This is a genomic window from Bacillus xiamenensis (assembly GCF_000300535.1).
Lineage (GTDB): Bacteria > Bacillota > Bacilli > Bacillales > Bacillaceae > Bacillus > Bacillus xiamenensis.
This window is the reverse complement of sequence record NZ_AMSH01000053.1, coordinates 1-24,122: the sequence shown is the minus strand read 5'-3', so window position 1 is coordinate 24,122 and position 24,122 is coordinate 1. Positions and strand designations below refer to the sequence as shown.

Here is a 24,122-nt window from a genome sequence, read left to right as displayed (position 1 = left end):
AAGTTATGATATTAAGCCTTACCTTATTAATGGGGGTCACAACCGCAGTACATATAAATTCCTCGAATGATTTTCAAACCGCAGAAGACGGATACTTTGGTTAAGTATTAGGAAAAGTAGACTCCATTAATAAAAGAAAAAGCCCTTTTCGGGGGCTTCTTTTTTATTTGAACCACCATTCCTTCTTTTCTTTATCCCATGTCAATTCATTTCTTGACATAAGATTTTGAACTGCCTTACGGATCGCTGGCTCATCCCTGCCTGTTTTTCTTTTAAGGTCATCCATTGTTGGGTTCTTGTGAAAACGGCTCATATTATAAATGATACGATAAATTTTCCTTTCTAGATCAGTCATGAAACACTACCTCGGACTAGCTTATTTGAATATCTTTTTCATTAGCTTGCCGGATGCTTTACCCGCAGCACGTCGCATGATACGCTTTCCTATAGTGCCTTTTTGAACAGCATTGACGTCACCCAAGAATTTTGATGTTTTGTTTATTTTCATATGAGGTATGTTTCCTACTTTCTTCATTAATATAGTGTTAATATGGGCTTGCCCGCAGGCATTTTAGAAATTAAAACGCCTTCTTACAAAGGGAGCGGATGCGGTCAATCCCCTGTCCTTAAATAGATAAGGTTTTTTAAAAGGGTAAAATTGGTTATTTAGTTGGGTGTAACGTGATATGATTGTAAAAAGGAGGCAATGTGATGACATTCAAAAAAGCGTTCAATATAGGTTATGTTGTTTTGCTTTTATCTATTATTGTCGTATATTTATTGCTTCCAGTCGATCAAATATTTACTGCAATTATCATCCTAACAGTTCTATTTGGAGTATATCAATTTGTGATTTTCAAAAAACTAAATGAGCAAAAACAGCAATAAAAAACGCCGTAGTCTGTATTAGACTGTGGCGTTTTTTCCAACCAGTTTCGCACATATAAACTTTTCCTGCTGAATCTGTTTAATCCAGTTTGTTATTTTTATGCTTACTGTCATGAAGTGCTCATAGAGCGCTTTTTTAATTACATCCGCAAGGATTTGGCGGTGTGACGACAACTGGTCGTTTATTAATGTCAATCGTATCTTCTGCATAAAATGTGGAACCAATGCTGATCGCACGATTTTCTGCGCGGAACGTATATGTACCTGCAGCAGGTAGTACTTTATGTGAAAGTTGTAATGTATATTGTGCACTTCCAAACAAATCAATTCTAGCCGGAATACGGACCGTTTTCCCATTGTTCAAAATGTAGCTGTCCTTTAATGCTTTTCCATTGATGATATCTTTTGTTGTGGCTTGAAAGCCTGCAGGTAATGTGAATTCAACTGCCCCGATACTGAGGACAGAATTTGGGCGGTAAGTCAGCTCGATGTCAGAAAAAGACCATTCCTGCTTACTTGCTCCTGTTATTTTTGCATAAAGTGCAGCTGGTCTTGCATTGGTCGAAGCTTGACCTTCCTCTGTTTTAGCTCCTTCAGCGGATGCGGCAAGCGGTACTGAGAGCGCCATGACTAGTGTAAGCATCCCCAGCATAAGAATTGTCCATATTTTTTTCATTTCTTTCTTCCCCCTTGGTTGATTATAGGTAAATAATAGATGATTTCATCCATTATTTACCTATAATGTTACCATATTACTATATGGTATTAAATGGGATGTTTTACCCTTATTTTGTCTGTTTTTTAGTAATAGCGGGGAAGAAATGCATTTGGCTGGTTCATTCCGTAAGTGTGCCCTGTCATATGATGCTGTTGCGGCATCATCATATTCATATCATGATATCCGTATGGCTGATATGGATTCATACCATAACCACCATAGTGACCTGCATGATGATGATTGTTCATCTGAACATTTGAGTATGATTCATATGGCTTCGAAAACGGGGAATACGCTGAATTTGAATGATGATGCGGATAATGTCCACTATAAGCATCTTTTTTACCGGTATGATAATGGTTTGGCATATTCGTGGGACCATGCATGTTTGGTGCGATTACATGCTCATGATTGGCTGTATATACATTCTCAAACGTATGATAGGGATTTCCTTGATGCTCATGATTCGTCTGGTTATTCATATAGTTCATTTTGTATCTCATCCTTTTTTTCAGGTTGCCATATCTTATGAGCATCAACCGTTTCATGAGCCTATCCATCTGAAAGAAAGATGATTAAGTAAAAAAAACCGGCTTTTCAGCCGGGAAAACAAAAAGCAGGTGTAGCGTCAAACACTAAAATGAGAAGCTATGTCTTTTTTTGCGTCGCTTCTTACAGCTGCTGCAGACACTTTTAGGATAATAATAGGGATCGTAGCTTCTAGAAGTATCCCAAAAATCTTTCTCAAACCATTCATCTTTTTTATGACAAGACTTCTTTTCTTTACATGGATCAACATGGTGATGATCTTTATGCTTTTTGTAGCAGTTTGAGTGGGAATGTTTGCTCTTGTATTTGCACATTGTAATCCCTCCTAAATGTGACTCAATGCTAGTATATGCAACGAAGATGTATGAGGACTGGATGGTGGCGCTTCTTTTGTAAAAAAGGCTAATTCTTTAAAAACTCAAATAAAAAGAATTGACTAGTGCTAAAATAACATGATAAAATATAAATTTTTATCCTCTGATGAAATGTGTTATAATATAAATGTGAATACTTTCGGAGGTGGCGGATTTGTTTCAAATAGGTGATAAAATTGTTTATCCTATGCATGGAGCCGGTGTGATTGAAGGAATGGAAGAAAAAGAAATTTTAGGTAAGACGGAGGAATATTTTCTGATTCAAATGCCAAATATGCAGATGATGATCCCAAAAGGCAGAATCAATCAATTAGGTATACGTCCGGTAGCTGATCAAGCAACGCTGAAAGTTGTGATGAACAATTTTGCAGAAGAAACAAACGACGACACGCTTACTTGGAAGCAAAGATATGATGAAAATCTGAAAAAGCTAAAAACAGGTGCCATTGAAGATGGTGCAGATGTTGTCAAAGATCTAATGAGACGACATCAGAAAAAAGCCTTAAATTCTAGTGAAAAGAAGATGCTTGAAGATGCACGTGGGATGTTAATAAGTGAAATTTCACTTGCACAAGGAATGTCGCAAGATGAAGTGATGACAGCTTTAGAGAATGAATTAAGAATTTAATGCTGGATATACAGAGATTGGCTGTAAACAGAAGGGCATATTCCTTTTGTTTGCAGCTTTTTTATTTGAAAAAAGATGAAAATTGCCAATTTTTTAGGTGTTTTTGACTAAAATTAAAATAAGGTCATTGGGTTTAGTTTTTCCTTGTATAAGGAACGTTTCAAAGAAGCCGAAAGTACCTAGACCACATCAAAAAACAGGTAAGTTCTCCTGATTCGTGAAAACGAGCCGGACATTCTTTGAATTCTTTTAGCCATTGATAGTAAAATAATGCGATAAGATGGCATCTAAGAGAATAAAAAGGAGCGGTGAAATGAAAAGACTATTGATATGTGGATTCATCTTTCTGATCCTGTGTGCTCTTTTAATGGTGAAATGCAGCCATTCCATTCAAGAAAAAAAAGAGCAAAAACAACATCATGCTGAAGTAGAAAAGTATAAGATAGAACGAAAAAAAGGTGATCCATATGAAAGTTTTCAACAGCTCATACAGCATGAAAGAGACGGCTATGAGATAGAGTTTCACGAAAGAGGCGGGAGTGATTTACTCGTATTTTCTCCTCACGGCGGAGAAATTGAACCAGGAACAAGTGAAATCGTAGAAGCATTTCAAGGGAAGTACTCTACGTATTTGTTTGAAGGGACAAAACAAGAAAACAATCGTGATTTGCATATTACCAGTACAAAGTTTGACGAACCCATTTTGGTTCAAATGATTAAAACGTATCCCTTTTCTATTTCGATCCATGGCTATAAAAGTGATAGGAGACATACGCTTGTTGGCGGGACCAATGAAAAAATGAAAAGAGCTGTTGTGCGAGAATTAAAAAATCGAGGCTTTTCTGCAGAGATCGTGCAAGAAGGAAAGCGGCTCTCTGGTACAAACCCCAAAAACATCAATAACCAAAATGCGAGTGGTGAAAGTGTTCAGCTAGAAATTAGTACGGCGCAGAGAGAAGCTTTTTTTGACAATTTTGATACGAGAAAAGGAAAGAAAAAAGCATTTAGACGCTATATAAGTGGTTTAAAAGAAGTCCTTAGAGAATTCGATCTTTCTTCGTAGAAAAAGGTTTTGATGGGCAAAAGTGCTCCATTTAAACTTGGTAAAAAAGATAGAAATATGCAATTTCAGCATAAAATATGCAATAAATGACAATTTGCCTTAAAATCATAAATTATGTAAAATAATAGTTATCAGTTTGATATGATAGAATGGGGCTGAAGTGGATGGCACACAAAATACCATCTTCCGAAGTAGGTGTAAAGATCAACCAATGGTATACGCATATTTGCAAATTTGAAGTCGAACAGGCAAACGATATGAAGCGCCTTGTTGAAGAAGAAATTCATGATATGGAAGAGGATCAAGATTTATTACTCTATTATTCTCTTATGGATTTTCGCCATCAAATGATGCTTCAGCACTTAACGCCAGTCCATGCAGGCAGTGAAACGCTTCAAGTTGTTTCCTTTCCTAAAGGAATTGAAGAGGCAGAAGATGAGATGACAGGCTTACTGGGCTATTACTTTCATTTTTTCCATGGAATGTATGCATTTATCCAGCAACGATATATCGAGGCCATTTCCTATTACAAGCATGCGGAACATCAACTGATTTTGGTGACAGATGAGATCGAAAAAGCGGAATTTTACTATAAAATTGCTGAAGTATACTATCATATGAAACAAACCTATTTTTCTATGCACTATGCTAAAAAGGCGAGAGACATCTATAAGAAACATCAGCTTTATGGGAAAAGAAGCATTCAATGTGATTTTGTCATGGCAGGTAATTGGATAGATGTGAATCAGCACCAAAAAGCGTTACCTTATTTAGAAAAAGCGTTAAAAGTCTGTGAAGCGATGGAAAGGCAAGAATGCACATCTTATTTTAAGGCGATGGCCCTCAATAACTTAGGGACTTGTCATTATAGCATGGGAACATACCATACAGCGACTGTCTTCTTTGAACAAGCCATTTCACTTTATCAAAAAGATCAAGTAGCAACGATGATCAAATCATTGTTTTCACTTGCTCTTACTTATTTCAAACTTGGAGATATGAAGCGAGCGAGTGAGGCTATTATGGAGGGGACGCATCAGGCCTCTTTATTGGGAGATGAGATTTATCAATTAAAATTCCAATTTTTGCAGGCACTTTATATTGAAAAAGACAGCTGTGATCAATTGAGATCCGCCCTGTTTGGTCTAAGAAGCAAAAAAATGTTTGCTGATTTAGAGGAATTAGCACTTGATGCGGCTAATTATTATAAGGAACGCGACATGTACAAGGAATCTTCCACTTTTTTTGAAATGGTGATTGAAGCGCGTACGCACATTCAAAAAGGAGATGAGATGTATGAGAACGAAGCATAACATGTCAGCTGCTCAAGTAGAAGAAAGACTTCACACATAAAAACACACAAACAACACCCTTTACGAAAAACGTAAAGGGCTTTTTTATTGCTTATTTAATTGCTTTTTCTGCGTCAATGGCGCCTGCTCCGTAAATCAGCGGGTCATCTTCAGACCACTTGCCTGTATTTTCTTTTAATAGGGCTTTGACTTCATCAGGCGTTAAATCTGGAGAATGCTCAAGTAAGAGAGCGCAAATACCGGCGCAAATCGGTGTGGCCATCGATGTGCCAGATAACGTCGTATAATCATGATCGACTCTGTTTGATTTATCTAGTTTATCTAGGAAGGATCTTGGTGATCTAAGAGAAACGATATTGACTCCTGGTGCAAGGATATCGGGCTTTACTTCACCATAGACCGTTGGACCTCTGCTCGAAAATGGTGCCACGACATCGTCACTTGATTCTGGTGTATTTCGATCATCATAGGCTCCGACCGTTATGACCTTCTGGCTAACGGCAGGGCTTGCAATCGTTTGGCTGTTAGGGCCAGAGTTACCGGCAGCAACACATACAACAATGCCTTGATCCCAAGCTGCATTGACAGCGCGCACCATCGGATCATCTTGCTCGTCATCATAACGCTGTGCATCGCCGCCAAGGGACATGCTGATAATGTGAATCGGGTCATCAGGATGGTCTTCATTAAACTGAATGCACCACTCAACGCCTTCTATAATAGTAGAAAGTGATCCAGCACCTTGTTTATTTAATACCTTTACGCCAATGACATTTGCTTTTGGAGCAGGTCCTTTGTATAAGCCGTCTGAGGCGGCTCCATCTCCAGCTACATCCCCAGCGCAGTGAGTTCCGTGTCCGTTATCGTCATACGGTTTCTTTTTTTGTTTGACTAAATCCACAAAATCGCGAATTCTTCCATCTAAATCTTCATGGGGATAAATCCCCGTGTCAATGACAGCGACTGTGATGCCTTCACCGGTTAATGTTGTGCCATTTCGAATGACTTGTTCAGCATGACTTGCTTGTGTGGCCACATCCAGCAGTGCATGAACTTGCCGATCTAAATAAATTTTGCGAATGTGCTCGCCATTGGTTAGCAGTTCCTCTAAAGCAGCAGGGGTGAGATCAGCTGCGCAGCAATTGATGTGGGAAAAGTGTTTTTTTATGTTTGTTTTTCTCCTTTTTTTCATTAACCGTTTTGTGCTCTGAAGACCTGCTTCGACTGCATCTTCCTTAAACTCAATGATGACCCGAAGCTTCTTTCTCTTTTTTAACCTTCCTTCAAAAAAACGATGAAGAAAACAAGGCGTCCATTTAAAAGGTTTATAGAGGTGAAGGACGGTCTCTCTTAAAGGCTGATCCAGCTTACTAGCATGTGTTCTGACCATTTGCACCATGGAAAATCCAAACATGTGATGCCCTCCATTCTAGCTATCCATTCTCGTACACTCTTACATTATGAGAATGAAAGCATCTTCGTTCGGATTCTTGTCCCTTCTTTTCTTCAAATTGGCGGCTTGCTCATCTCCCTAAAAAGAAAAGCGCTTACATTTTGTAAAATAATAGAAAAAGGTGGAAAATATGTAGAATCTGCCGATGATAGGTGGGAGAGTTCTTCTTAGAGAACCAGTAAAACAATGGATTTTGCAGAAAAAAGGGGGTTCTAGACAGGGTCAATGCTCATACAAATATGATTCGAGACAAATGAAAAAAATCGAATCCGCATAAAAAAAAGCGGAATTAAAGAAAACAGACTGGGTAGGACTAGGTCATATTAAACATAACTTCATTTGTTTGTCATACTATTCTAACTCTGTTTTCAAACAAGAGAGGCGTTTCTGTGTATATAAATGCAATTATCTTATTTTTGAGGAATCTCTTGATCTAGAGTGTTATGATCAGATTTGAAGAAAGAATGTGGAAAAAATGAAAAGAAATGATGATTCAATTTTAATCATAGAAACGGCTTAGAAATCTGTTAAAGGAGAACGGAAATGAAGAAGTTTTTTGCTTTGCTTCTCCTGCTTGTGATTGGATGGGGCGTCTATTATACCATGCAATCACAGGAACATGATGAGCCAGTGTCATCAGGTGGGGAAGACGAAAGCGGTTCAACTGATATTTATCGCAATTTTAAAGAGCTGGAAGAGAACGAATCAACCAATAATTATCAAATTACTTCCAATCCAGTGACTGGCAGCCGGCTGCTTGTGATGTCGCCTCATGGCGGGAGAATTGAAGGCGGCGTTAGTGAGATCGTCCATTTTTTTGATAACGAATTTTCTACGTACTTATTTGAAGGTTTTAGAGAAAATGCATCAGAACTTCATATTACAAGTACAAACTTTGATGAACCAATCGGAGTTGCACAGGCAAAAGCACATGATTATGTATTAGCTGTGCACGGCTATAAAGGTGAGGAAGGAATTGACCACACCCTTGTTGGCGGGACAGACTACGACCGTGCAGAGAAAATTGTGAACTCATTAGAGCGGAATGGATTTTCTGCTGAACTTGCTGTTGCACACGCAAGCCTAAGTGGAACGAGCAATCATAATATTAATAATCTTACAAAAACAGGGCAAAGTGTTCAGCTTGAGATTAGTAGAAGTCAACGTGAAGCTTTATTTGACAGTTTCGATTTTCGGCGGCGGTCAAGTACAAAAAATGAGACGTTCTACCGGTATGTCAGAGCGATTCGCACGGTGCTGGATGAAGAATACACGTAAGAAGTATGCACATATTAAGACAGCAGGGCGAATTCTTGTTACACTATAAAAAGTGATAACAAAAGGAGAGACGGATATGGTGCGTCATTATTTTCACCTTCAGGCAAGCTGGCCTGGTCTGCGGAACGATGTGGGTACAATCGAATGTGAACAATTAAAAACAAAAATTTCAATTCCAAAAGAAATGGACGGCCCAGGCATTGGAACAAATCCAGATGAGATGCTTCTAGGTGCAGCGGCCACCTGTTATATCATCACACTTGCAGCCATGATGGAACGAAGTCAATTAGAGAAAGAGGATTTATCCATGAGCTCTGAGGCTGTTGTAGATGTGACAAACGGTATATTTACATATGAAAAAATCATTCACCGGCCAGTCATTATCCTCAAAGAGTCCGCCACAGCACAAGACATTGCATTGGCTCGCAGGCTTGCACATAAAGCGGAAAGCTCATGTATGATCTCTAGAGCTGTTCAAGGGAATGTCGATATTTCCTTAGAAGAAACCATCAAAACCGCCCAGTAAGATAAAAAAGTCATTTTCTCTTTTTAGATGGAGAAAATGACTTTTTTTATGCTGTCCATTCGGATTGATCCATTGGTTCTTTGATTTCTTTCTTTTGTTTTTTGGACTGATTTAAGACAATCACGCCGCATATCACAAGTGCAAGACCGATCAAGCCTTTTGTATGAATGGTTTCGTTAAAGAGAACGAGACCCACGAGAGCGGTAAGGGCTGTCCCGACGCCAGACCAAGTGGCATATGCGGATGACAGCTCAATTGTTCTCAGTGCCAAACTAAGGAACGTAAAGGCGCATCCAAATCCGATCAGCACGCCAATACTTGGTAGCACCTGTGTAAAGCCTTGCGAGAGCTTCAGCATCGTACTGCCAAAAACCTCCGTCAAAATGGCTCCTGTTAAATAGAGAATTCCTTTCATCATCTCCTCACATCCTTTAAGACATATTTAATAGAACAACCCCTGATACAAGCATGGCCATTCCAATGACTGCTTTACGGTTCAAGGTTTCTTTGAAAAAGAGCACGCCAAAAAAAGCCGTGAGGACGGTACCTACCCCAGACCATGTAGCGTAAGACATGCTAAGTGGAATCATGTTAAGCGTGAGTGACAGCATATAAAAGGCAAGTGTATAACCTGCGACAACAGCAGCGCTAGGTTTCAAGCGTGTGAAGCCATTGGAAAGCTTCAGCATTGCTGCCCCGATCGCTTCTGAAAAAATGGCAACAGCCAAAAAAAGATATCCGAGGATCATCATCATCCCTCCTGTAAAATGTGTAAAATTCGATGAAGTAAAAGGGTTTTTTCCTCTCTCGTCAATGGTTCAAGCTGAAACATTTCTGAAAACCATATCCCATCACATGCTAGGCGGATCAGCTGGCTAATTGCAGGGTCGTTTATTTCCTCTGCTGCTTTTTCTTTGAATTCTGCATAAAAATCGCGCCAAGGATTCAATAACGCTTCATCAAATGACATGGTGGCCAGCATGCTTGTACAAAGCTGGGTGGTGTTCTGCATATCAAGATCATGTAATGTGGCCAAAATATATGCACGTACATAAGGCGCTTTTTCGTTTTTGTATGTTTCCTGATACGTCTCGAGCTGCTGACGAAAACAGGCAATCGCATGCTCATTCATTTGTTGGATAAGCTCTTCCTTGCTTGAAAAATGATACAGCAGCCCGGCTTTGGTCATATTTGCATATTCTGCCACCTGCTGAAGGGTGAGCTGACTTAATCCTTCTTTTAAAATGGTGTGAGCAGCAGCCTCAAAAATTTGTTCTTTTTTGGTTTTAGACATAAAAAAAACACCTACTTTACTGAACGGTCGGTAAAGTAAATGTTAACCCATAAAAAGCAATTGTGTCAATCGATTCATTTCAATAGAGGATGTTTTCACTAAAAAGTCACATTTAATAATACGGGTATGGTCCATATGGCGGGTATGGTGGATAAGGATAACCATAGCCATAGCCCGGAGCAAGAAGCGATCCAGCAAGAAGTCCTCCAGCAAAACCACCTAAAAATGGAGGCCCAAAAAATCCAGGTCTCCCATAGCCAAAACCAGGTCTTCCGAATCCAAAACCAGGGCGCCCAAATCCAAAAGGTCTTCTCATATCTTCTTGAATAAACGGTGTTTCAAAATAATTCATAAAAAAAGGCTCCTTTCACATAAAATCACTGTAACTGACATCAGTGTATTCGAATGGCCCACAAGTGTTTGGGGGAATGCCTATTATAAGGAGGAATGTCGAAAATGGGCCTGTATCCATCTGATTGGGCAAAATGCCCGCCTCATGCTCATGCCTATAAAGCACGTACGGAAGTAACAGAACAGCATTATCATTTAATAGAAGGGATTTCTCAACCTGTGAATGGAAGCAGTACCGATCAGCATACTCATTATTACCGCGGGATCACATCTTTTGAAAGGGGGCATTTCCACAGATACTACGGCATCACAGGGCCTGCTATTCCAAGAGTAGATGGGACGCATTATCATGAGATTCAAGAAGTCACGTTTGCAGCCTACAACGAATCTGTCCCCATCCCTTACGGAGGAGTCGTTTACAGCCCAGAGCAAGAAAGGCCAACGCATAAGCACCGATTAAAAGGAAAGACATATGAAGTGGTCGGAAATGAACCACTTGGCTGGTGATGGTTAGTATATAGGAGAGACAGAGAAGTTATGCTATACTGTAGGCAGTTTGTAAAAGAGAGTGATGTTATGAAAAAAGCAAAACAACCAGTGATTGTTCTAGTAGGTCCGACAGCTGTCGGAAAAACAAAGATGAGCATTGATATAGCTAAAGCATTTAATGGAGAAATTATCAGCGGAGATTCCATGCAGATTTATAAAGGAATGGATATTGGAACAGCCAAAATCACCCCGGAAGAAATGGATGGCGTTCCGCACCATTTAATTGATATTAAACAGCCGGACGAATCGTTTTCAACTGCTGAATTTCAGCAGCTTGTCCGTTTGAAAATCAAAGAGATTGCTGCTAGAGGGAAAACACCAATGATTGTTGGTGGAACAGGTCTGTATATTCAATCTGTTCTATATGATTACACGTTTACCGATGAGAAAAGTGACCCTGCTTTTAGAGACGAAATGACGCTCTTTGAAAAGCAGCATGGACCGATTCAGCTGCATGAAAAGCTAAAGGCAGTAGATCCTGAAGCTGCAAAAGCGATCCACCCGAATAACGTCCGCCGCGTGATCCGGGCACTTGAGGTCATACATACAACAGGCCAGAAAATGTCCGAGATGCAAAATGGGCATCAAGAGGTTCCTCTTTATAACACAGCCTTCATTGGGCTGAAGATGGACCGAGAGCTTTTGTACGAGCGCATTCATCAAAGAATTGATATGATGTTAGATGAAGGCTTAATAGAAGAAGTGAGAGCACTATATCAATCTGGTTTGAAGGACTGTCAGTCTGTCCAAGCGATTGGCTATAAAGAATTGTACGCCTATTTCCAAGGCGACTGCTCACTGGATGAAGCCATCGAGCAATTAAAGCAAAATTCCCGTAGATATGCGAAGCGTCAGTTCACGTGGTTCCGTAATAAAATGGATGTCACTTGGTTTGATATGACACCACCTTGCCACTTTTCAGACAAAAAAGAGGAAATTTTCGCATATATAGCAGGAAAGCTCGGACTTAAAGCGAAACTGTAGTTATCAGAATCAAGGAGGACGAAACATGAAACCGATTAATATTCAGGACCAATTTTTGAATCAGATCCGCAAAGACAATACATTTGTCACTGTATTTTTACTGAATGGCTTTCAGCTTCGCGGTCAAGTAAAAGGATTTGACAACTTCACGGTGCTGCTTGAGACAGAAGGAAAGCAGCAGCTTATTTATAAACACGCCATTTCTACATTTGCACCTCAAAAAAATGTGAATCTAGAATTAGAATAGAATCATTTTGTCAATAGCCCCATGCAGCTGCGAATAAACCGGCCGGAACCCGCTACGTTTTTTGTCAGTGCAGAGGGGCTATTTTGCATGCCATGAAACTTTTCTACCCATTTTGCGTATAATTCCTTATTGGACATTTAAAAGGGATGAGGGGATTTATATGGAAAATGCAGAGCTTGAATTAAGAAGGATTAGAGTGATTCTTCTTTTAATTGGGATCGTTGTCTTATTTGGATCGTGCGCCATCTCAAACATCGAAACGAGACAAGAAAGTTGGCACGACTATTCTAATCAAGATGATGAAGATCATGTAGACGGCCTTTTACAATCATCTGTTGCACTAAAAAATAATCACTTTGCTGTTGTGAAAGACGATGAAGTACATGTGTACCGGTTTGATGAAAAAGCAGGGGAGCTGACCCTCATTACGACGACATACATAGATGAATGGGATGAAGAATATGATGATGTCCTTGAAGACTAAGCACGTAAATTTACAAATGAATGTGAAGTCGCTACACTATAATCATGCATCAGACATCTAGACAGAAAAGGATGAGTTCATGACACACAAAATTAAAATTAATCATTGGGAACAAACTTGTGAAGATGACTCCTGTTTCGAATATGGAACAAGCGTGTCTGTAAACGGGAAAGAATTAGTAAGAGAGGCCTCAATCGTCTCTGCGCTTGAAGCTGTGCTGAAAGAATTAGGTGTTGAAGTGGAAATAACAGAAGTGTCAGAAGATTTACAGTGCGATGCCTACAAAAAATAAAACAAAAAGTCTAGTCTACTAAGCGATTTTTTTTCGTGTTATGATAGATTTCGGTTTCAGTTGAATAGGGAGTAGGGCAGTCTATTTTTATATCCTGCTCTGCTCTATTTATTTGAACGTACGAGTTCGGCTATGAATATTCGGCCGGGTTGGTTGATTTTTTTCGTTTCGAACAACTATATATTGTGTTTTAAAAAAACATAGTATACTATATATAGTGAATGGCGAAATGATCAACAATACTAAAAACTAGGTCGTGATGGAATTGATTCAAATCGTATTTGATTCAAAAACAGGAAATGTTCAACGCTTTTTGGACAAGACCCCTTTTACAGACAAACGAAAATTGACTGGAGAAGAGTTTTTGGATACGCCGTTTATTCTCGTCACCTTTACGACAGGATTTGGACAAGTCCCTAGTACCACTCAGTCCTTTTTAGAGAAAAATGCTCACCTTTTACTAGGTGTAGCAGTGAGTGGCAACAAAGTGTGGGGAGATAATTTTGCAAAAAGCGCCGATACGATTTCTAAACAATATCAAGTTCCTATTTTGCACACCTTTGAGCTAAGCGGAACAAAAAGGGATGTTGAATTGTTTACACAGGAGGTAGAAAGAATTGTCACAAAATCAGGTTCCAAAGTGGATACAATTAAATAACGAGATTATGATTCAAAAAGAAGGAAAGTTTCAGTTCGACAAGGACAAAGAAGCTGTACATAGTTATTTCGTAGATTATATTAATCAAAACACGGTTTTCTTTCACAATTTAGAAGAGAAAATTAATTACTTAATAGAAAACGATTACTATGAGGAAGAATTTTTAAGACAATATAGCATGGCAGATATTAAAGAAGTATTCGATGCTGCCTATGCCAAAAAATTTAGATTCCCATCATTTATGAGTGCGTTTAAGTTTTACAATGACTATGCACTCAAAACAAATGACAAAAAGAAAATCCTTGAACGCTATGAAGACCGCATTTCAGTTGTGGCTCTTTTCTTTGCGGGCGGAGACAAAGAGAAAGCACTTGAATTTGTAGAGCTGATGATCAATCAAGAGTACCAGCCAAGTACACCAACCTTCTTAAACGCAGGACGTAAAAGACGCGGTGAGCTTGTGAGCTGTTTCTTGCTTGAAGTCAATGACTCATTAAACGATATTTCAAGAGCCATTGATATTTCCATGCAGCTTTCTAAACTAGGCGGCGGCGTCAGCTTGAATCTTTCAAAGCTCCGTGCGAAAGGTGAAGCCATTAAAGATGTAGAAAATGCGACAAAAGGTGTCGTAGGCGTCATGAAACTGTTGGATAATGCATTCAGATATGCAGATCAAATGGGACAAAGACAAGGATCAGGAAGTGCCTACCTGAATATTTTCCACAGAGATATCAATGATTTCTTAGATACGAAAAAAATCTCTGCCGATGAAGATGTTCGTGTGAAAACACTCTCGATCGGTGTGGTCATCCCAGATAAATTTATCGAGCTTGCTAGAGAAGATAAAACAGCATACACATTCTATCCTCACACAGTCTATAAAGCATATGGACAGCATCTTGATGAGATGGACATGGAAGAAATGTATGACGAGCTTGTTGAAAACCCAAAAGTCAAAAAAGAAAAAGTGAATCCGAGAAAGCTTCTTGAAAAATTAGCTGTGTTGCGCTCAGAGTCAGGCTATCCATATATCATGTTCCAAGATAATGTGAATAGAGAGCACGCACTGAACCATATTTCACGTGTGAAATTCTCAAACCTTTGCTCAGAGGTACTTCAGGCTTCAGAAGTTTCTTCATACACGGACTATGATCAAGAAGATGAGATCGGACTTGATATTTCTTGTAACCTTGGTTCATTAAATATCATGAACGTGATGAAAAACAAATCCATTGAAAAAACGGTCAAGCTTGCAACTGATTCACTAACACTTGTGTCTGAAACAACAGATATCCGCAATGCACCGGCCGTTAGAAAAGCAAACAAAGCGATGAAATCAATTGGACTTGGTGCGATGAACCTTCACGGGTATTTAGCTCAAAACCAAATCGCTTATGAAAGTGAAGAAGCAAGAGATTTCGCTAACACATTCTTTATGATGGTGAACTATTACTCCATTAAGCGTTCAAGTGAGCTTGCAAAAGAAAAAGGAGAAACATTCCATCGTTATGAGGGCTCTGGCTATGCAACTGGTGAGTACTTCAATAAATACGTGGAAAATGATTTCACTCCAAAAACAGAAAAAGCGGCAGCACTATTTGAAGGCATGCACATTCCAACAAAAGAAGATTGGGCAGCACTCAAAGAATTTGTAGCGGAAAATGGCATGTATCATAGCTATCGATTATGCATTGCACCAACAGGCTCCATTTCTTATGTTCAATCGGCAACAGCATCTGTGATGCCAATTATGGAACGTATCGAAGAAAGAACATACGGCAACAGCAAAACATATTACCCAATGCCAGGTCTTTCAGCGCAAAACTGGTTCTTCTATAAAGAAGCATACGATATGGACATGTTTAAAGTGGTAGACATGATCGCAACCATCCAGCAGCACGTCGATCAAGGAATCAGCTTTACATTATTCTTAAAAGATACGATGACAACGCGTGATTTAAACCGCATTGATCTTTATGCACACCATAAAGGCATTAAGACACTTTATTATGCAAGAACGAAGGATACAGGGCAGGAAGGCTGTCTTTCTTGTGTTGTTTGATTAAAGGAGAGTTTAACGTGACAAAAATTTATGATGCAGCCAACTGGTCAAAACACGAAGACGATTTTACACAAATGTTTTACAACCAAAATGTAAAGCAGTTCTGGCTTCCTGAAGAGATTTCCTTAAATGGGGATCTCTTAACGTGGAAATATTTAGGTGAAGAAGAGCGAGATACGTACATGAAGGTACTTGCTGGACTCACTTTACTTGATACAGAACAAGGAAACACAGGGATGCCGATTGTGGCAGAACATGTGGACGGCCATCAGCGTAAAGCCGTGTTGAACTTCATGGCGATGATGGAAAATGCAGTTCATGCGAAGTCATACTCAAATATCTTCATGACGCTTGCACCAACTGAAACCATTAGTGAAGTATTTGAATGGGTCAAGAAAAATAAATTCTTGCAAAAGAAAGCAGATATGATTGTAGGTCTGTACCGTTCGATCCAAAAGGATGATCCTCTTTCCTTGTTTAAAGCAATGGTTGCTTCTGTTTACTTAGAAAGCTTCCTATTTTATAGCGGCTTTTACTACCCGCTTTATTTCTATGGACAAGGAAAGCTGATGCAAAGTGGTGAAATCATTAACTTGATTTTGCGTGACGAAGCAATTCACGGAGTGTACGTTGGATTATTAGCACAAGAAATCTACAACAAACAAACACCTGACGTGCAAAAAGAGCTCTATGACTTCTCGATCGACCTGCTCAATGAGCTTTACGAAAACGAACTTCATTACACTGAGGATATTTATGACCAAGTCAACTTATCTCATGATGTGAAAAAGTTCATTCGTTACAATGCCAATAAAGCGTTAATGAACCTTGGATTTGCCCCTTACTTTGAAGAAGAAGAGATTAACCCGATCGTCTTAAACGGACTCAATACAAAAACAAAGTCACATGACTTCTTCTCTATGAAAGGGAACGGCTACAAGAAAGCAACCGTTGAGCCGTTAAAAGATGACGACTTCTTCTTTGGAGATGAATCATAAGTAAAACGCGAAAGTCAAAACGCATCACTCGTTTTGGCTTTTTGCCATTTCTTAGCAGCGAGCTACATACTGGAGGTTACCGAACATGGGAAAAATGGATGAAATCATTTTAGTCGCACCGCGCAAACGTGTGTTCCAAAACGAAACACTTACGTTTAATGGTGTGAATAGTGAAGAAGAAACAATTCGAACGATCATGAAAGAAATCGAAGAGCACTTTGAGCAAATGCGAAGAGGCGATGCAGAGGAAAACCCTGACTTTAAGCAGCCGATTCCTTATGTCGTCATTAAGCGTGAGGACGAAGTGTATGTATATGAAAGACTTCAAGGCGGGGGAGAGGCAAGATTACATCACAAGCTATCTCTTGGTTTTGGCGGTCATATGAATTTTATCGAAGGAAAAGATTTTGCTGAGATTCTAAAAGAAAATACAGATCGTGAGCTGGACGAGGAACTTTCGATTCAAGAAGAAGACAAACGTGAGATGAAAACCCTTGGATTAATCAATGATGATGACAACAGTGTCGGACGTGTGCACATTGGCCTGTTATCTGCACTTGAATTATCACCGGGTGCTCATGTAGAAGTAAAAGAAACAGATCAAATGTCAGGGAAATGGATGAAAGTAACAGACCTGAAAAAGCCTGAATACTTTGAGCGCCTTGAAACATGGTCTCAATTTGTCGTGAACATCTTAGCATAAATGAGTAGACAACAAACCGGCTCTAAAGACAACTTGAGCCGGTTTGTTTTGTTATGACAACTTTAATTTATTGGAAAACAAATGCGTCGTGACCGGCCTGCTTCAATCGAGCTGCTAGTTTATCCGCATTTTGCTTGGAACGGAAAGCGCCAGCCTGCACTCGGAACATGCCGCTTTCTAGCATGACCAATGCTTCAAATCCTTTAGATTTAAGTGTGGCTGCGAGTTCATCCGCATTGGCTCTGACCTTGAAAGCCCCTGCCTGCACCTTATAAAGATTACTTGCTTTTTTTTTCAATTGAAAGGCCTTCTCTAATCCAGTGGCATGAGCACGAGCGATGCCTTGAAGGAAGGTAGCGCTGCGAAGTTTATTGGCATCAGCTGCCGTATCAATAAAACCGTTTTCTGTTAAAATGGCGGACATAGAAGTTTCTCTAAGAACGTGGAAGTTCGCCGTTTTCTTGCCGCGGTCGGCAAAATCAACGGAGCGGACAATCTCATCATGAAGGGCATTGCGATACGTGGTTGTTGGTGCGGAAACGCCAGGGTACACATAGCTTTCAAAACCTGTGCCTCCGCCAGCATTAATATGAATAGACACGAAATAGTCAGCTCCCCAGCTATTTGCCGCATTCGTACGCTGGGATAAAGTGACGGATTGGTCAATTGAACGACTTAAGCGGACGGAAACCCCATCATATTCACTAATCAACATATCTCTCAGAAAAAGCGCGATTTGAAGTGTTATATTTTTCTCCAAAAGTCCATTGGCAGCAGCTCCAGAATCTGTTCCTCCGTGGCCAGGATCAATAAAAATTTTCACCATCTATTCATCACCTCGTCTTTATTTTATGGGGAAATAGAAAAATTGCCTGTACCAAATGCGGAAATCATTAAGACTCTTTTCTGCACAATTTGTGATGAAAAAGCTACATTTTTCTAAGAAAAAGCAAATTGTTGGTTTGTCCGCCCAAAATGGATGAATACAATAGAAATAGCACATCATTTCCTGGGAAACCGCACAATCCCCTACAATAACCTGTATCTCGGGTTATTATGACAGCAAACCTATGCTAAAGCGGGCGATTGTCACGATTACAGCTCCACCCGAATAGAATAAAGAGAGAAGAGCGAGAGGTGAATACGTTGGAGCGAGCTGTCACATATAAAAACAACGGCCAAATCAATATTATACTTAATGGACAGAAACAAGTATTGGTTGATGCAGATTCCGAGGCAGAATATCTGGAAGCTCTGCAAAAAAATGAGGCGAAACACAGCATCCTGCGGGAAATCGAGCGTGAAATGAACAGCCTTGTCGGTATGGATGAAATGAAACGAAACATAAAAGAGATTTATGCCTGGATTTTTGTCAATCAAAAAAGGCAGGAACAAGGATTAAAGGTAGGGAAACAAGCGCTTCATATGATGTTCAAAGGAAATCCCGGCACAGGAAAAACAACGGTGGCAAGGCTTGTCGGTAAGCTTTTCTTTGAAATGAATGTTCTCTCAAAAGGGCACTTAATTGAAGCCGAACGAGGAGATCTTGTCGGAGAATACATTGGGCATACGGCTCAAAAAACAAGAGACTTAATTAAAAAGTCACTGGGCGGCATTTTGTTCATCGACGAAGCCTATTCTCTTGCCCGCGGAGGAGAGAAGGATTTTGGAAAAGAAGCGATTGATACCCTTGTGAAACATATGGAGGATAAGCAGCATGAATTCATTCTCATCCTTGCCGGTTACTCCAAGGAAATGGATCATTTTCTCTCTTTAAACCCAGGTCTGCAATCGAGATTTCCAATCAATATCAACTTCCCTGATTATACGGTCGATCAGCTTATGGATATTGCGAAACGAATGATGGCCGATAGGGAATATGTCTTTACCCAAGATGCAGAATGGAAGCTGCGGGACTATTTAATGCACATTAAGAGCACAACAAGTCCAGCAAAATTCAGCAACGGCCGTTTTGTGCGAAACACCATTGAAAAGGCCATTCGAACTCAGGCGATGAGGCTGCTGCTTGTGGATCATTATGATAAAAAAGATCTACTTACGATTAAAAGCCATGACCTGCAAATGAAAGAGGATACGCCTTCTTAAAATGGCGTATCCTTTTTGTAAAGAGACGCGAAAATAAACCTTCCGAATAGTGGTATACGTGAGATGTGTTTGGTATGATGGTACTACTGAAAACTTAAGTACAGAAAGGAAACAACTGACGTTGAATGAACATGAAATGATCGAAAAAGCGATCCTTGTCGGCTGTCAATTGCCGCATATAACGGATGAACGCTTTCAATATTCTATGGAAGAATTAGCTTCCTTAACCAAAACAGCTGGCGGTGAAGCTGTCAACGTAATGACGCAAAAAAGAAATAGACAGGACAGCGCGACTTACATCGGGAAAGGGAAAGTGGAAGAGCTTGAAGTGCTTTGCGACGAGTTAGCCTGTGATGTCATTATTTTTAACGACGAGCTTTCACCGAGTCAGCTAAAAGCATTGGCGACTGCACTAGATGTGAAAATTATTGATCGTACGCAATTGATTTTAGACATTTTTGCTAAAAGAGCCCGTACAAGAGAGGGGAAGCTGCAAATTGAGCTTGCCCAGCTTCAGTATGCCTTGCCGAGACTGAGTGGACAAGGGATCAGTCTTTCAAGACAAGGAGGCGGAATTGGTGCAAGAGGTCCAGGTGAAACAAAACTTGAAACAGACAGACGTCATATTCGAAACCGCATTCACGACATTCACAGGCAGCTATCTGCAGTCAAAGAACACCGCACGAGATACCGGGAACGACGGAAGAAAAATGGGGTGTTCCAAATTGCCATTGTCGGGTATACCAATGCCGGAAAATCCACTTTGTTTAACCAGTTAACAGATGCTGATAGTCATGAAGAAGATTTACTGTTTGCAACGCTTGATCCGATGACACGTAAAATGACATTGGAATCTGGCTACAGTGTGCTGATTTCAGATACAGTTGGTTTTATTCAAGACCTTCCAACCACACTCATTGCAGCCTTTCGTTCCACCCTTGAAGAAGTGAAAGAGGCAGACTATTTGCTTCATGTGATCGATTCTTCTAATGAGGATTACGAAGGGCACGAACGAACGGTTCATGAGCTTTTAGAAGAATTAGAAGCAGACCGTATTCCGATGCTGACCGTTTATAACAAACAAGATCAAATCAGAACGGATTTTATTCCGTCTTCAAAGCAGCGCCATGTTTTAATCAGCGCGAGACGCGAGGAAGATGTGAAGCGGTTAAAAGCAGAGATCATGGCTGAGTTGAAAAAAGACTTTTTAACACCGTATCATGTGAAGATTCCAGCATATGAAGGGAAGCTTATATCTGCATTAAAGTCAGAAACCCTCGTGGAATCACTGGAATTTCAAAAAGAAGCAGAGCTTTATGACATCACCGGCTTTAGTGGTGAGGAGCAGACCATATTAGGTCAAATCAAAAAGTATATGTTGTAGGAAAGGAATTAAATCACGATGTTTCACACTTTAAAACACGGCACCATTTTAGAAAAAATAGCAGCAGAAGCAGAACAAGAAATTTCACTCGTACATCAGCAAATTGATCAAAGAAGCGAACAAAACGAGTGGCGGGTTCTTGAAAGCTATCGGAAACATCAAGTCAGTGACTCTCATTTTAACCCGACAACTGGCTATGGCTACGATGATATGGGGAGAGACACGTTAGAAAAGATCTATGCGGAAGTATTCGGAGCGGAAAGCGGTCTCGTACGCCCGCAGATCATTTCCGGAACACACGCCATTTCCATCGCCTTATTTGGTGTGCTCAGACCTGGCGATGAATTGATCTACATGACAGGGAAACCGTACGATACCCTAGAAGAGATTGTCGGGATTCGTGGGAAAAAAGGGACAGGCTCATTAAAAGACTTCCAGATTGATTACAAAGCCATTGATTTGCGACAAGATGGATCAGTGGACTTCGACAAAGTCAAAGAGTCTATTTCCTCTAAAACAAAAGTCATCGGCATCCAGCGTTCAAAAGGCTATGCTTCAAGACCATCCTTTACAATAGAAGAAATTGAACAAATGATTTCATTTGTGAAAGACATCAATGAGGACATCATTGTGTTTGTTGACAACTGTTATGGTGAATTTACTGAATTACAAGAGCCGTGCCATGTGGGTGCAGACCTTATGGCAGGTTCGCTCATTAAAAACCCAGGCGGCGGCCTTGCCAAAACAGGCGGCTATATTGTCGGAAAAGAAAAATGGGTAGAAGCTTGCTCTTATCGAATGACATCTCCAGGCATCGGAAGTGAAGCGGGTGCATCGCTCTATGCGCTCCAGGAAATGTATCAAGGATTTTTCTTAGCGCCGCATGTCGTTGCCCAAAGCTTAAAAGGCGCCGTGTTTACGGCTCGTTTTCTTGAAAAGCTCGGGTTCCAAACAAACCCGGCGTGGAATGCGAAAAGAACCGACTTGATTCAATCTGTAGAATTTGGAGACCCTAAAAAAATGATTGCCTTCTGTCAGGCCATTCAATACGCATCTCCGATTAACAGTCATGTCACACCGCATGCGAGCTATATGCCAGGCTATGAGGATGATGTCATTATGGCGGCGGGCACATTTGTCCAAGGAGCCAGTATCGAATTATCAGCCGATGGCCCAATCAGACCGCCTTATACGGCCTATGTTCAAGGCGGACTCACCTATGCCCATGTGAAAAATGCGATTTGCAGTGCGGTAGATGCCTTATTGGAGCAAGGTTTTATTGAAGTCCCTGCTCGATAAAAAAATCCATGTTAATATTCCTAACATTTCGTTGACACATAATATAACATGACATATAATAAATTTAAGCAAAGAGGAGGAGAGAGTTGAGATGAGTGATAATATTCGCCGCTCAATGCCTTTATTCCCAATTGGGATTGTCATGCAGCTAACAGAATTATCTGCAAGACAAATTCGCTATTATGAGGAAAATGGTTTAGTATTTCCAGCAAGAAGTGATGGAAATCGCCGATTATTTTCTTTCCATGATGTTGATAAATTACTAGAAATTAAAAACCTCATCGAACAAGGTGTAAACATGGCAGGAATCAAAAAACTTTTTGCCAAAGCTGAGGCAGAGAATCCATCGTCTGAAACAAAGACAGAGGAGAAAACCACAGCGAAGCACAACTTGACAGATGATGAACTAAGGAAGCTACTGAAGAAGGAACTCATTCAGGCTGGACGTTTCCAACAAGGAACAACCTTTAGGCAGGGGGATATGTCAAGGTTCTTCCGTTAACCAATTAGCAAAAGCATTGCTATACACATTTTACCTTTTGTAGGGGAGGAGTTTTACGAAATGGCAAAGTACACAAGAGAAGATATCGTAAAATTAGTAAATGAGGAAAACGTAAAGTACATCCGTCTGCAATTTACAGACATTCTCGGAACAATTAAAAATGTTGAGATTCCTGTGAGCCAGTTAGAAAAAGCTCTCGATAACAAATGTATGTTTGACGGTTCATCTATTGAAGGGTTTGTACGTATCGAAGAATCAGATATGTACCTATATCCAGACCTCAACACATTTGTTATTTTCCCTTGGACAGCAGAAAAAGGTAAAGTTGCACGCTTTATTTGTGACATTTATAAGCCGGACGGGACACCATTTGATGGAGACCCTCGTAACAACTTAAAGCGTATCTTAAAGGAAATGGAAGAACTAGGATTTAGTGATTTCAACCTTGGACCTGAGCCAGAATTCTTCTTATTTAAATTAGACGAAAAAGGCGAGCCAACGCTCGAACTAAACGATAAAGGTGGATACTTCGACCTTGCACCAACAGATTTAGGTGAAAACTGCCGCCGTGATATCGTGCTTGAGCTTGAAGAAATGGGCTTTGAAATTGAAGCATCTCACCACGAAGTAGCACCTGGACAACACGAAATTGATTTCAAATATGCAGGCGCGATCCGTTCTTGTGATGACATTCAAACGTTCAAGCTTGTTGTGAAAACCATTGCTAGAAAACACGGTCTTCATGCGACATTCATGCCAAAACCATTGTTCGGTGTAAACGGATCAGGTATGCACTGTAACCTATCATTATTCAAAGATGGCAAAAACGCATTCTTTGATGAAAAAGCAGATTTACAATTAAGCGAGACTGCTAGACACTTTATCGCGGGTATCGTCAAGCACGCAACAAGCTTTACAGCAGTCACAAACCCAACGGTTAACTCATACAAACGTCTTGTACCTGGCTATGAAGCACCTTGCTATGTGGCGTGGAGTGCACAAAACCGCAGCCCATTGATCCGTATCCCGGCATCACGCGGCATCAGCACACGTGTAGAAGTGCGCAGCGTAGACCCATCTGCAAACCCATACCTTGCACTAAGCGTATTACTTGCAGCAGGTCTAGACGGAATCAAAAACAAACTAGACGCACCAGCGCCAATCGACAGAAACATCTATGTCATGGACAAAGAAGAACGCCTTGAAAACGGCATCGCTGACCTACCTGCAACACTTGCAGAAGCACTTGAGCTGCTGAAGTCAAACGAAGTCATGATCAACGCACTAGGCGATCACCTCTTCGAGCACTTCATCGAATCAAAAGAAATCGAGTGGGATATGTTCCGCACCCAAGTACACCCATATGAAAGCGATCAGTATATGTCTAAGTATTCACAAACAAAAGTTGATTTATAATTG

The 24,122-nt window shown here is 40.3% G+C and carries 29 protein-coding genes; 20 read left to right on the top strand and 9 right to left on the bottom strand.

All coding sequences use genetic code 11. The annotated features are described in order from the left end of the window. Positions 1-163: 163 nt before the first annotated feature. Positions 164-355 carry a hypothetical protein gene (locus BA1_RS14550; RefSeq protein ID WP_008360423.1) on the bottom strand — a complete coding sequence of 64 codons (192 nt, stop codon included), beginning with the start codon at positions 353-355 and terminating at the stop codon, positions 164-166. A 356-nt stretch (positions 356-711) separates the two neighbouring features. Here BA1_RS14550 and BA1_RS19320 point away from each other — a divergent pair, with 356 nt between their 5' ends. After that, complete coding sequence (locus BA1_RS19320) at positions 712-888, top strand: hypothetical protein (protein ID WP_193352014.1); 177 nt, start codon at positions 712-714, stop codon at positions 886-888. A 136-nt stretch (positions 889-1,024) separates the two neighbouring features. On the opposite strand, the gene bslA is transcribed toward BA1_RS19320, so the two are convergent. Then, positions 1,025-1,564, bottom strand: a complete 540-nt coding sequence (gene bslA, locus BA1_RS14545; protein ID WP_008360418.1) for a biofilm surface layer hydrophobin BslA — start codon at positions 1,562-1,564, stop codon at positions 1,025-1,027. A gap of 125 nt (positions 1,565-1,689) precedes the next feature. Continuing rightward, the gene (locus BA1_RS14540) at positions 1,690-2,097 is read right to left on the bottom strand and encodes a hypothetical protein (protein ID WP_008360416.1); all 408 of its coding nucleotides are present in this window, start codon (positions 2,095-2,097) and stop codon (positions 1,690-1,692) included. Positions 2,098-2,683: 586 nt separating this feature from the next. Between BA1_RS14540 and BA1_RS14530 the strand changes: the two genes are divergently transcribed. From BA1_RS14530 to BA1_RS14520, 3 genes are all read left to right on the top strand, one after another. Further along, positions 2,684-3,157, top strand: a complete 474-nt coding sequence (locus BA1_RS14530) for a CarD family transcriptional regulator (RefSeq protein WP_008360412.1) — start codon at positions 2,684-2,686, stop codon at positions 3,155-3,157. A gap of 313 nt (positions 3,158-3,470) precedes the next feature. After that, positions 3,471-4,220, top strand: coding sequence for a poly-gamma-glutamate hydrolase family protein (locus tag BA1_RS14525; RefSeq protein WP_008360410.1), 750 nt, complete (start codon positions 3,471-3,473; stop codon positions 4,218-4,220). A 164-nt stretch (positions 4,221-4,384) separates the two neighbouring features. Beyond that, entirely contained in the window at positions 4,385-5,533 is a 1,149-nt protein-coding gene (locus BA1_RS14520; protein ID WP_008360407.1) for a Rap family tetratricopeptide repeat protein, read from the top strand. A 91-nt stretch (positions 5,534-5,624) separates the two neighbouring features. On the opposite strand, the gene BA1_RS14515 is transcribed toward BA1_RS14520, so the two are convergent. Beyond that, positions 5,625-6,947, bottom strand: coding sequence for a S8 family peptidase (locus BA1_RS14515; RefSeq protein ID WP_008360404.1), 1,323 nt, complete (start codon positions 6,945-6,947; stop codon positions 5,625-5,627). Between the two features lie 582 nt (positions 6,948-7,529). Between BA1_RS14515 and BA1_RS14510 the strand changes: the two genes are divergently transcribed. Then, entirely contained in the window at positions 7,530-8,264 is a 735-nt protein-coding gene (locus tag BA1_RS14510) for a poly-gamma-glutamate hydrolase family protein (protein ID WP_008360402.1), read from the top strand. Positions 8,265-8,340: 76 nt separating this feature from the next. After that, entirely contained in the window at positions 8,341-8,790 is a 450-nt protein-coding gene (locus tag BA1_RS14505; RefSeq protein ID WP_008360399.1) for an OsmC family protein, read from the top strand. A gap of 46 nt (positions 8,791-8,836) precedes the next feature. On the opposite strand, the gene erbB is transcribed toward BA1_RS14505, so the two are convergent. From erbB to BA1_RS14485, 4 genes are all read right to left on the bottom strand, one after another. Beyond that, positions 8,837-9,205, bottom strand: coding sequence for an SMR family multidrug efflux transporter EbrB (gene erbB / locus BA1_RS14500; RefSeq protein ID WP_008360397.1), 369 nt, complete (start codon positions 9,203-9,205; stop codon positions 8,837-8,839). A gap of 16 nt (positions 9,206-9,221) precedes the next feature. Further along, entirely contained in the window at positions 9,222-9,539 is a 318-nt protein-coding gene (gene erbA / locus BA1_RS14495) for an SMR family multidrug efflux transporter EbrA (RefSeq protein ID WP_034739608.1), read from the bottom strand. A gap of 2 nt (positions 9,540-9,541) precedes the next feature. Beyond that, entirely contained in the window at positions 9,542-10,084 is a 543-nt protein-coding gene (locus BA1_RS14490; protein ID WP_008360392.1) for a TetR/AcrR family transcriptional regulator, read from the bottom strand. 112 nt (positions 10,085-10,196) lie between these two features. Next, positions 10,197-10,436, bottom strand: a complete 240-nt coding sequence (locus BA1_RS14485) for a hypothetical protein (protein WP_008360390.1) — start codon at positions 10,434-10,436, stop codon at positions 10,197-10,199. 104 nt (positions 10,437-10,540) lie between these two features. Between BA1_RS14485 and BA1_RS14480 the strand changes: the two genes are divergently transcribed. The 9 genes from BA1_RS14480 (at position 10,541) to BA1_RS14440 (ending at position 17,412) form a co-directional block, all read left to right on the top strand. Then, a complete protein-coding gene (locus tag BA1_RS14480) occupies positions 10,541-10,942 on the top strand; it encodes a YmaF family protein (RefSeq protein WP_008360388.1) in 402 nt (133 codons plus the stop codon). Positions 10,943-11,011: 69 nt separating this feature from the next. After that, a complete protein-coding gene (miaA, locus tag BA1_RS14475; protein WP_008360386.1) occupies positions 11,012-11,968 on the top strand; it encodes a tRNA (adenosine(37)-N6)-dimethylallyltransferase MiaA in 957 nt (318 codons plus the stop codon). 25 nt (positions 11,969-11,993) lie between these two features. Further along, entirely contained in the window at positions 11,994-12,215 is a 222-nt protein-coding gene (gene hfq, locus BA1_RS14470) for an RNA chaperone Hfq (protein WP_003211269.1), read from the top strand. Between the two features lie 160 nt (positions 12,216-12,375). Beyond that, positions 12,376-12,699, top strand: a complete 324-nt coding sequence (locus BA1_RS14465) for a YmzC family protein (RefSeq protein ID WP_008360383.1) — start codon at positions 12,376-12,378, stop codon at positions 12,697-12,699. Positions 12,700-12,778: 79 nt separating this feature from the next. Then, positions 12,779-12,991, top strand: a complete 213-nt coding sequence (locus BA1_RS14460; protein ID WP_003212415.1) for a hypothetical protein — start codon at positions 12,779-12,781, stop codon at positions 12,989-12,991. A gap of 265 nt (positions 12,992-13,256) precedes the next feature. Next, positions 13,257-13,649 (top strand): class Ib ribonucleoside-diphosphate reductase assembly flavoprotein NrdI, encoded by a 393-nt coding sequence (gene nrdI / locus BA1_RS14455; RefSeq protein ID WP_008360380.1) that lies wholly within the window; start codon positions 13,257-13,259, stop codon positions 13,647-13,649. Continuing rightward, positions 13,609-15,711, top strand: a complete 2,103-nt coding sequence (gene nrdE / locus BA1_RS14450) for a class 1b ribonucleoside-diphosphate reductase subunit alpha (RefSeq protein ID WP_008360377.1) — start codon at positions 13,609-13,611, stop codon at positions 15,709-15,711. Before nrdI ends, nrdE begins: the two co-directional genes overlap by 41 nt. A gap of 17 nt (positions 15,712-15,728) precedes the next feature. After that, a complete protein-coding gene (gene nrdF / locus BA1_RS14445; RefSeq protein WP_008360375.1) occupies positions 15,729-16,709 on the top strand; it encodes a class 1b ribonucleoside-diphosphate reductase subunit beta in 981 nt (326 codons plus the stop codon). 85 nt (positions 16,710-16,794) lie between these two features. After that, positions 16,795-17,412 carry a hypothetical protein gene (locus BA1_RS14440; protein WP_008360373.1) on the top strand — a complete coding sequence of 206 codons (618 nt, stop codon included), beginning with the start codon at positions 16,795-16,797 and terminating at the stop codon, positions 17,410-17,412. A gap of 67 nt (positions 17,413-17,479) precedes the next feature. Here BA1_RS14440 and BA1_RS14435 read toward each other — a convergent pair whose 3' ends face one another. After that, positions 17,480-18,238, bottom strand: coding sequence for an N-acetylmuramoyl-L-alanine amidase (locus tag BA1_RS14435; RefSeq protein ID WP_008360371.1), 759 nt, complete (start codon positions 18,236-18,238; stop codon positions 17,480-17,482). 320 nt (positions 18,239-18,558) lie between these two features. Between BA1_RS14435 and spoVK the strand changes: the two genes are divergently transcribed. From spoVK to glnA, 5 genes are all read left to right on the top strand, one after another. Beyond that, on the top strand, positions 18,559-19,518 hold the full coding sequence (gene spoVK, locus BA1_RS14430) for a stage V sporulation protein K (protein WP_008360369.1): 960 nt from the start codon (positions 18,559-18,561) through the stop codon (positions 19,516-19,518). 121 nt (positions 19,519-19,639) lie between these two features. Continuing rightward, complete coding sequence (hflX, locus tag BA1_RS14425) at positions 19,640-20,902, top strand: GTPase HflX (RefSeq protein ID WP_008360366.1); 1,263 nt, start codon at positions 19,640-19,642, stop codon at positions 20,900-20,902. A gap of 18 nt (positions 20,903-20,920) precedes the next feature. Further along, on the top strand, positions 20,921-22,201 hold the full coding sequence (locus BA1_RS14420; protein ID WP_008360365.1) for a methionine gamma-lyase family protein: 1,281 nt from the start codon (positions 20,921-20,923) through the stop codon (positions 22,199-22,201). A gap of 91 nt (positions 22,202-22,292) precedes the next feature. Then, positions 22,293-22,703: a MerR family transcriptional regulator gene (locus tag BA1_RS14415; protein WP_007499423.1), complete on the top strand. Its 411-nt coding sequence runs from the start codon at positions 22,293-22,295 to the stop codon at positions 22,701-22,703. A gap of 60 nt (positions 22,704-22,763) precedes the next feature. Then, on the top strand, positions 22,764-24,119 hold the full coding sequence (glnA, locus tag BA1_RS14410) for a type I glutamate--ammonia ligase (RefSeq protein WP_008360363.1): 1,356 nt from the start codon (positions 22,764-22,766) through the stop codon (positions 24,117-24,119). The last annotated feature ends 3 nt before the right edge of the window (positions 24,120-24,122 follow it).

Bases quoted from the DNA above. Each gene is read 5' to 3' on its own strand.
- BA1_RS14510 (WP_008360402.1), top strand. From the start codon at position 7,530: ATGAAGAAGTTTTTTGCTTTGCTTCTCCTGCTTGTGATTGGATGGGGC.
- BA1_RS14505 (WP_008360399.1), top strand. From the start codon at position 8,341: ATGGTGCGTCATTATTTTCACCTTCAGGCAAGCTGGCCTGGTCTGCGG.
- erbB (WP_008360397.1), bottom strand. From the start codon at position 9,205: ATGAAAGGAATTCTCTATTTAACAGGAGCCATTTTGACGGAGGTTTTT.
- BA1_RS14465 (WP_008360383.1), top strand. From the start codon at position 12,376: ATGGAAAATGCAGAGCTTGAATTAAGAAGGATTAGAGTGATTCTTCTT.
- hfq (WP_003211269.1), top strand. From the start codon at position 11,994: ATGAAACCGATTAATATTCAGGACCAATTTTTGAATCAGATCCGCAAA.
- BA1_RS14485 (WP_008360390.1), bottom strand. From the start codon at position 10,436: ATGAATTATTTTGAAACACCGTTTATTCAAGAAGATATGAGAAGACCT.
- BA1_RS14415 (WP_007499423.1), top strand. From the start codon at position 22,293: ATGAGTGATAATATTCGCCGCTCAATGCCTTTATTCCCAATTGGGATT.
- BA1_RS14520 (WP_008360407.1), top strand. From the start codon at position 4,385: ATGGCACACAAAATACCATCTTCCGAAGTAGGTGTAAAGATCAACCAA.
- bslA (WP_008360418.1), bottom strand. From the start codon at position 1,564: ATGAAAAAAATATGGACAATTCTTATGCTGGGGATGCTTACACTAGTC.
- erbA (WP_034739608.1), bottom strand. From the start codon at position 9,539: ATGATCCTCGGATATCTTTTTTTGGCTGTTGCCATTTTTTCAGAAGCG.
- miaA (WP_008360386.1), top strand. From the start codon at position 11,012: ATGAAAAAAGCAAAACAACCAGTGATTGTTCTAGTAGGTCCGACAGCT.
- BA1_RS14480 (WP_008360388.1), top strand. From the start codon at position 10,541: ATGGGCCTGTATCCATCTGATTGGGCAAAATGCCCGCCTCATGCTCAT.
- BA1_RS14525 (WP_008360410.1), top strand. From the start codon at position 3,471: ATGAAAAGACTATTGATATGTGGATTCATCTTTCTGATCCTGTGTGCT.
- BA1_RS14540 (WP_008360416.1), bottom strand. From the start codon at position 2,097: ATGAACTATATGAATAACCAGACGAATCATGAGCATCAAGGAAATCCC.
- BA1_RS14460 (WP_003212415.1), top strand. From the start codon at position 12,779: ATGACACACAAAATTAAAATTAATCATTGGGAACAAACTTGTGAAGAT.
- BA1_RS14420 (WP_008360365.1), top strand. From the start codon at position 20,921: ATGTTTCACACTTTAAAACACGGCACCATTTTAGAAAAAATAGCAGCA.
- BA1_RS14515 (WP_008360404.1), bottom strand. From the start codon at position 6,947: ATGTTTGGATTTTCCATGGTGCAAATGGTCAGAACACATGCTAGTAAG.
- BA1_RS14490 (WP_008360392.1), bottom strand. From the start codon at position 10,084: ATGTCTAAAACCAAAAAAGAACAAATTTTTGAGGCTGCTGCTCACACC.
- BA1_RS14435 (WP_008360371.1), bottom strand. From the start codon at position 18,238: ATGGTGAAAATTTTTATTGATCCTGGCCACGGAGGAACAGATTCTGGA.
- BA1_RS14440 (WP_008360373.1), top strand. From the start codon at position 16,795: ATGGGAAAAATGGATGAAATCATTTTAGTCGCACCGCGCAAACGTGTG.
- glnA (WP_008360363.1), top strand. From the start codon at position 22,764: ATGGCAAAGTACACAAGAGAAGATATCGTAAAATTAGTAAATGAGGAA.
- BA1_RS19320 (WP_193352014.1), top strand. From the start codon at position 712: ATGACATTCAAAAAAGCGTTCAATATAGGTTATGTTGTTTTGCTTTTA.
- BA1_RS14550 (WP_008360423.1), bottom strand. From the start codon at position 355: ATGACTGATCTAGAAAGGAAAATTTATCGTATCATTTATAATATGAGC.